At 70.6% G+C, this 7,569-nt stretch carries 6 protein-coding genes; 1 reads left to right on the top strand and 5 read right to left on the bottom strand.

The features are described from left to right. The 4 genes from ACLN58_RS14810 to ACLN58_RS14825 all read right to left on the bottom strand — a co-directional run. Positions 1 to 1,944 (bottom strand): ATP-binding protein (locus ACLN58_RS14810; protein WP_415856027.1); only part of this gene is annotated, 1,944 nt, incomplete at its 3' end. After that, complete coding sequence (locus ACLN58_RS14815) at positions 1,941 to 2,777, bottom strand: DUF4194 domain-containing protein (protein ID WP_415856028.1); 837 nt, start codon at positions 2,775 to 2,777, stop codon at positions 1,941 to 1,943. The genes ACLN58_RS14810 and ACLN58_RS14815, both read right to left, overlap by 4 nt. Then, a complete protein-coding gene (locus tag ACLN58_RS14820; protein ID WP_415856032.1) occupies positions 2,761 to 4,335 on the bottom strand; it encodes a DUF3375 family protein in 1,575 nt (524 codons plus the stop codon). The genes ACLN58_RS14815 and ACLN58_RS14820 overlap by 17 nt, the downstream gene beginning before the upstream one ends. Before the next feature lie 232 nt (positions 4,336 to 4,567). Beyond that, positions 4,568 to 5,482, bottom strand: coding sequence for a hypothetical protein (locus tag ACLN58_RS14825; RefSeq protein WP_415856029.1), 915 nt, complete (start codon positions 5,480 to 5,482; stop codon positions 4,568 to 4,570). A gap of 280 nt (positions 5,483 to 5,762) precedes the next feature. Here ACLN58_RS14825 and ACLN58_RS14830 point away from each other — a divergent pair, with 280 nt between their 5' ends. Beyond that, a complete protein-coding gene (locus tag ACLN58_RS14830) occupies positions 5,763 to 6,962 on the top strand; it encodes a toxic anion resistance protein (RefSeq protein WP_415856030.1) in 1,200 nt (399 codons plus the stop codon). Between the two features lie 185 nt (positions 6,963 to 7,147). On the opposite strand, the gene ACLN58_RS14835 is transcribed toward ACLN58_RS14830, so the two are convergent. After that, a partial coding sequence (locus tag ACLN58_RS14835; RefSeq protein ID WP_415856031.1) for a hypothetical protein occupies positions 7,148 to 7,569 on the bottom strand: 422 nt, incomplete at its 5' end.

Genomic DNA, 7,569 nt, shown 5'->3' on the forward strand with positions numbered 1-7,569 from the left:
GAGCGCGGACTCGAGCTCGGCGATGCGCGCCGTGAGGTCCTCGATCTTGGCGGCGTTGTCGAAGCCGAGCACCCAGTCCTGGCGGGACGCGAAGCGGTCGTCCTTCTCGACCGTCCCGCGGTGGCGCTTCACGACGCCGCCGAGGCTCAGGCCGCGGTCGAGCCCCGCCAGCTCCTCCGGGTCCTCGACGCATGGGTACGCGAAGTCCACGGCGATGCGCTCGCGCACGTACGTTCCGGCGCCGTCTGCGGCGTTCTCAAGGATGTCGAGCTTCGTGAGGAGATCGTCCCCGCGCACGTCGCCGAGCGCGGCTGCGGCGCCGGGCACCGCCACCGAGAGGTCGACGGCGCGCAGGGCGCCGCGGATCGCGTTCTCGTCGAGATAGCGCGTCACGGCGGCGAAGTGCTGCCCGGGCACGAGCAGCGTTGTCGCAAGCGAGCGCAGCGCGCGCTCGGCGGCGGGCCGCCACCGCTCCTCGCCATCGACGAGGTCCATGAGCTCGCCCGCAAACGGCATGGACTCCTCGGGCACGCCCGTCGCCGCGGCGATCGCGGCCCTGTTCTCGACGGACGACGGCGGCAGCAGACTCTTGCGCGCGGCCATCGACTCGAGCTCGCGGCGGGCTTCCGCGAGGTCCCGCTTGGCGGACGCATGCGCGTCGAAGGCCTCGAAACGGGCCTCTCGGAGGGCGGCCGAATCGCCCTCGAGCAGCTCGGTCGCCGCGGCCGCCTCCTGGTGCGCCGCCGCCCAGCCCTCGGCCGTCCACGGGAGCTGCAGCCCGGCGTCGTCCATTCCCTGCCGCGCAGCCGCCTCGACCTCGCGCCTCAGCCGCAGGCCTACTCGCGCGTTCTCGGCGTGCTGTTCGAGCGCGCTGATCTGGTTGCCGCCCGCGGTGTTGTACTCCGCCTCGAGGGCGCGGAGCTGCTTCGCGAGCGCGTCGCGGGCCTTGCGTTCTGCCGCGAGCCCGGCCGCCTTGGAGTGCGCCGCCTCGGCCGAGCGCGCCACGATCCGCTCCTGCACGGCGACGGCGAACTGCTGGCGGACGCGCTCAAACGCGCCGCCGGAGAGGTCGCGCAGGCGGTTTGCGTCGAGGAGGGCCTGCGCGTACTGCTGGTTGAGCCCGGGGACGGGCGCGAGCTGGTCGCGCTGGTCGCGGACGTCCTCGAGGCGCTGCCGGATGGACATGAGGTTGCTGAACTCCTCGACCACCTGGTCGGCGGCCGCGAGCGTCTGCGGCGGGTCGAGGACCTGGTCGCGGAAGAAGCTGTTGACGCTCCCGCCCAGGCCCTTGCCGGCCTGGATGACGCGCAGGAGCGGAAGCGCCTGGTCCGAGGAGATGCCGAGGAGTCGGCGGAAGCGCTCGGCGAAGTTCTTGTGGACGTCGAAGACCTGCGCCCCGGGGAAGATCCCCTCGAGGGCGCCGCGCGTGAAGCGGCGGTCCGCGATGCCCTCGAGCGCGTGGACGTCGAGCGGGGTGGAGTCGATGAGGTAGAAGCGGCCCAGGCTCGACTCGGTGCCGTTCTTCGGGAGGTCGAAGAGGGCCGTGAGCGTGTGCCGCGTGCCGGCGGCGTTGTCATACGTGAGGGCGATCGCGCTCCACGTCGCGCCGGGGCGCTGGAACGCGCTGGCCTGGGTCTCGCCGACCGCGACGTCGCCGACCTTGCCGCGCATGTACGTGAACGTCGTGCGGCGGTCCTCGGACTGGCCAGTCCGGGCCGCGGCGGCCTCGTTGGAGCGGGGGCGCGCGTCGAACACGCGGGCGATCGCGTCGAACAGCGTCGACTTTCCGACGCCCGAGTTGCCCGTGAGCAGCGTGCCCGCGCGGTCCACGTGCATGGTGTGCGCGCCGTGGAAGGTGCCCCAGTTGACGATCTGCACTTGGCCCAGCCGGAACTGCCCCGGATTGGGCTCGTCCCCGAGCGGGAGCATGGTCGCAACGCTCATTCGAGTCCCTCCTCGTCGCTCTCGGGAAGCTCTGACGCTGGTTCGCTGGTGAGGTCCAGCGCGGGCTGCGCGCCGTCGTCGTCTGCTTCCTCGGGCTCGCCCTCCTCGGCGAGGGCGACTTCGGCGAGGTCCAGCACCGCTTGGGCGCCGCCGTCGTCCGCACGGCCCGCTTCTCCGCCGGACTCGGCCACGGCCTCGAGGTGCCGCGAGATGTCGCCGATGTTCTCGAACGGCAGCGCGAGCGGGAGGGCGTTGGAGATGAGGAACACGTCATCGAGGGCCGTGGGCAGGAGCAGCTTGCGGGCCTGGAGCTTCTGGACGGCGCGGCCCACGCTGTCGGCGTCACGCAGGGCGTCCTGCTGGTCGGCGGGCTGGTAGTGCGCCACGACGTCGGAGAGCTCCTCGAGCGTGACGGTGGGCTCGGTCTGGGCCGTCGAGTGGCGGTCGAGGAGGAGCCGGAGGCGCAGGAGCAGGATCGTCTCGACGCGGCTCAGGGCGCGCTGCTGCCGGAGGATCGTCGAGCGGGAGGCCGTGCCGAGCAGCTCGGGGTCCACCGGGCGGACCACCGCAACCTTGCGTTCGTGGTCGATCTGCAGCGTCAGGAACAGCTCCGAGAGCCGCGAGCGCAGCACGTCCTGGCTGTCGAGGAGCGTGGTCCACACTCGCTCGTCGCGGCCGCCGTCGAGGTAGGGGCCCTTGAGCAGGCGCACTAGCGCCTGGCGAACGCGCAGCGGGAGAACTCCCGTGTCGCCGTCGTACAGCGCGGCGGCGTTCGCTGGGCGGCGGACCGCCTCGCGTTCGGTGCCGTTCGCGGCCTCACCGGGCTCGCTCATGCTGTTCCCCTTCCTGAATGTCGGCTGCCTGACTGTTTGCGGCCTGACTGCCTACCGCCTGACTGTCGGCTGCCCGACTGCTTACCGCCTGACTGTCGGCTGCCTGAATCTTTGCCGCGGGAACGTAGGCCCGGCGGCTCGAACCGTCCACTTGCTCGAAGTCGAGCGCTTCCCAGCCGTCGGGGCCTGGGCCGCCCGCGAACCCCGCGCCGCGCTGCAGGAGCTCGCCGAGCAGCGCCCGGATGGTATTGATGTGACGCTCCTCGGGCGGCAGCTCGTGCCACACCTCGCCGGCGGTGGCCCGACCGCCGCCGGCGGCGAGGGCGACGTCGAACGCTTGCCTCAGCGCCGCAGCGTTCGCCTTGCCCGTGCGCGCCGAGCGTACGCGGTCCGCCTCGCCGAACGCGATCGGCTCGGCGAGCCGCGGAGGTGCGACGAATTCGTCGGGGTCGAAGAGCTTGACCATCGCGAGCGAATCGAACTCGGCGCCGAAGAGCTCGGGCGCGGGCGCGAACGCGGCCTGGTCGCGCTGGTACGGGAGCCGGCGCACGGCCCGCTCTGCGCGGCGAATCGCGTCGCGCAGCCGCACGGACTGGCGGAAGTCGTCGCTCTGGACGTACGTGTTGAGGCTCTCCGAGAGCTTGCCGTAGATGCCCTGGATCTCCGTGTGCTGCTCGCGCAGTTCGGCCACGAGGTGCCGGAGCGTCTGCCGCTCCTCGGCGTCGAGGCGGTCCGCGAACTCGCGCGAGAGGACCTCGGCGATGGCCGAGCGGAAGCGGAGCTGTTGCTCGGGGTTCTCGAGGAACGCCGTAAATGATCGGAAGGTGCGGCCCTCGCTCGACTCGCGCAGCCGGCGGTCCGCCTCGAGAACCTGCGCCATCGTGGCGCCCTTGCTGAGCGACTCCTCGATGATCTGGTTGCGGAGCTGACCCACGGACTCCTCGATGCGGTCGCGCATGCGCTTGAAGTCCGCGGGCAGGCCAGCCGCGAGGTCGAGGATGTTCTCGGCGGCCTCGACGGCGTTCTCGGACTCGAGTGCCGCCCCCAGCTCACCGGACTCGAGGCCGCGGATCATCTCGCGCCGCTCGCCGATCTCGGTCTCGAGGGCCTCGACGCGCGCGCTCGTGTCCGGGTTCGTCTCCTGCGCGAGCTTCTCGACGTCGGTGAGGAGCGTCCCGAGGCGCGAGCCCGTGAGCGTCGAGCGTTCCGACGAGAGCGAGTCGAGGAACGCGAGCACGCGGGCCGCCGCCTCGGTGAGCTCGTAGACGATCCGGCCCCCCTGCGCCCGGCGCGCCAGGAACCGGCGGCGCGTCCAGTCGTCGGCGACGAGCCGGCCGGTGAGGGTGCCAGCCGTCGGCGCGGCGCCGAGAGACGCGTCGCGGGCGCGGAGTTCGGCGAGGAACTGGTCGAGCTCGTCGTGGAACGCCTCGAGCTCGACGTGCGGGCGGTTACGGGTGAAGGCCGTCTGCAGAGCTGCGATGACCCACGGCGCGGAGCGGGTCAGCGCCCAGGCCGGGCCCTTCGTCAGGAGTTCGAGCTCGGCGAGGCGGGAGAGCATCGCGGACGTGCTGCCCGCGCCGGCGCCGGTCGGCAACTTGGCCCCGCGTCCCTCGCTCGGCTGCGCCACGGTGGGGCTGGAGCGACGCGAAACGGATTCTGGCACGGCAGCCAAGTTTACCGGGGCGCACGTCCGGTTCGAGAGCGAACGTTTGGTGCGACACGGCACGTTTCGCAGGTGTGAGAGGTGCTGTGTCGCACCAAACGTGCGCTCTCGCGCCAAGGGTGCGCGGTCAGAGGGACAGGAACCGCCCGATCCGCGCGCGGAGCTCGGCCTCACGGAACAGGTCACGCCATTCGACGCGCAAGAACTGCCATCCGTCCTCCATCATGGCCTTCTCACGCTGCCGCTCCTTGAAGATGGCCTCGTCGGTGGGCTCGTAGAGGAAGTACTTCTTCTTGCCATCGAACTCGAGCCCTCGGCGGATGTTCTCCCAGCCGAAGTCCACGCGATACTTCCCGTGCCGGGTCGCGACGACAAGCTGCTGCTGGGGCATGGGAAACGGCATGCCGGCGAGCAGGTACAGCAGCAGGCTCTCGCCCGCCGACTCGCTCAGGGCCGAGCCGAGTTCCAAGGCCGCCCGCGCGGTCTGCACGCCGCGCTTGCCCGAGGCCTCAGCGAGCAGCTCGCCCAGTCTGGCGGGGTCGGCCCCGAGCCGAAGCCCGTGATCCACCACGACCTGGGCCTGGCCGCGTCGGAGATAGCGGGCACTGTCAATTACCGTGCGTTCAAGGCAGGTCACGGGGAGCCCACGAATCTCGCACAGATCCGCGGCCTCAAACCGATCGGCATGAACCAGAATTTCTTCGCGGTGTCCAGACAGCCGAAGCGAGCGAGGCCGGATGAGGTGAATGAAACTGTCTGGCTCCCAGAGGTTGAGTCCGAGCAGCCGCGCCGCGCTGAGGTGGCTGTAGGCGAACACCACCTCGCGGAGCCGCGCGTGGAACTCGTGATGCGCTACGAGGAGAGCCAGATGCCGTTCGTCGGCCGGCAGCCCCGCCCACGCGTCCGCACGGTAGTACATCCCCCGGGCAATCCGAACTAGGAGTCCCGCCGCAACAAGCCGCTCAGGCGCCCGGTTCGTGCCGAACCTCTCGACGAGCTGGGACGAGAGCCACGGTCCGGGATGGGGCAACGGAAAATCCATGAACCCACCGTGCGCCCGAGGTGCCCACGACGGACGGCCGGGCAGTAGCTATGTGGACGCCACGCCGTCGTCCGTTCTGTGGAGGGCAAAACGCTCCCCCCAGCTCCGCCCCGAGAGCGCACGTCCCATGCGAGAGCGCACGGTTCCACGCCGCACAACATGCGCCCCCGCGTGAACACTGCGCTCTCGCGCTCCCCTACCCCCGGGAACCTCCCCCTCCTTTCCCCCGTTGGGCGAGGTAGCCTGAGTCCGAGGCCGGGCAGCGAAAAAGGAGACCCCGATGAGCACCCCTCTGACCCCTCCAGACCCCACCGAAGAAGCCCTTGTGCTCCAGGCGCCGGACGCCGCTCCGGTCGTGAAGGAAGAGGAAGCGCCGGGCATGGTCCCAGTGGCCGCCGACCGCCAGGAGCAGATCGCACAGCAGGCCAAGGCATGGGTGTCCGAGGTCGCGGCCCTGGACTCGCGCAGCCCCGAGTTCGCGCGCAAGGTCGAGGGCCTCAACCGCGTGGGCGGGCGCGAGATCATCGCGTCCTCGGACGCATCGGGCCGGCTCCTCGACCGCGCGTCGACGTCGGTGCGCGGCGCCAAGAAGAGCGGCGACACGGCCCAGACCTACGTCGCGTCGACCCTCGGCGAGCTCCGCCAGACGGTAGAGAGCCTCACGCCGAACCGCGCCGACCTCGGCAGCGGCCGCAAGATCCTGGGCTTCGTGCCGGGCGGGAACAAGGTCGCGAAGTACTTCCAGCGCTACGAGTCGGCGCAGGCGCAGCTCAACCACATCATCAAGGCCCTCATGTCCGGCCAGGACGAGCTGCTCCGGGACAACGCGGCGCTCGCGCAGGAGAAGTCGAACCTCTGGGAGGTCATGCAGCAGCTCTCCGAGTACGCGGTCTTCGCGCAGGAACTCGACGACGCGACGGTCCAGAAGATCGCCGAGGTCCGCGCCAAGGGAGAGACGGAGCACGCGCAGCAGCTCGAGGCGGATGTCCTGTTCCCGGTCCGCCAGCGACGCCAGGACATCCTCACGCAGCTCGCGGTCTCCGTGCAGGGCTACCTCGCGATCGACGTGATCCGCAAGAACAACAACGAGCTCATCAAGGGCGTGGACCGTGCCCGGGCCACGACGGTTTCGGCGCTGCGCACCGCCGTCATCACTGCCCAGGCACTCTCGAACCAGAAGCTCGTGCTCGACCAGATCGACGCGATCAACACCACGACCAACGCGATGATCCTCAAGACCTCGGAGATGCTCAAGGAGCAGACGGGCCGCATCCACCAGCAGGCCACGAGCTCTGGCGTGTCCGTCGAGACCCTCGAGCGCGCGTTCGCGAACCTCTACCAGACCATGGACGCGATCGACACCTTCCGCTCCCAAGCAGCGAAGAGCATGGAGAGCACGGTCCACGCCCTCGAGCAGGGCCTCGAGAAGGCCCGCCCGCACATCGAGCGCGTGCGACGCCAGGAGGGCAGCGCGGGCTAGCAGCCCGCCCGTGCTCACATCCCCGCGGACGACGGCGCGCGGCGGCCCAGGCGCGCCAGTTCAGCCAGCGCGAATTCAGCCAGCGCCATTCAGCGAGCGACAGTTTCAGCCAGCGACAGTTTCAGCCAGCGCCAGTTTCAGCCAGCGCCAGTTTCAGCCAGCGCCAGTTTCAGCGAGCGCCAGTTTCAGCCAGCCCCGCCCGACTCGCTGTCCTCCGGCTCGACGTCCTCCGGCTCGACGTCCTCCCAGGTCTCCTCGCCGTCGGGCGCCTCGAACGCGTCATACACGGCGTCGAGCACGGCGACCGGGACGTCGACGAGGCCCTTGCGGAGGTCCGCGAGGCCGAGCACGGCGAGCTCGCGGAGCTCGTCGAGCAGCAGCAGCGAGACCATCTGGAGCTCGGCCGGCTCGGTCTCCTCGGGGGCCTCGAGCGGCAGGTCCTCGACGACCTTGACGGGCACCGGATCCTCGAGGACCGCGCGCTGGAGCAGCGTCATGAGCGCCGCGCCGACCGAGTCCCCGTGTGGTCCGGTGCCGGCCTCGGTGCACGTCACGATCACGAACTCGGTCACGAGGAACTGCGCCTCGAGCCGCCCGAGGGCGTCCC

The sequence above is a fragment of the Sinomonas sp. G460-2 genome, assembly GCF_047759905.1.
GTDB lineage: Bacteria > Actinomycetota > Actinomycetes > Actinomycetales > Micrococcaceae > Sinomonas.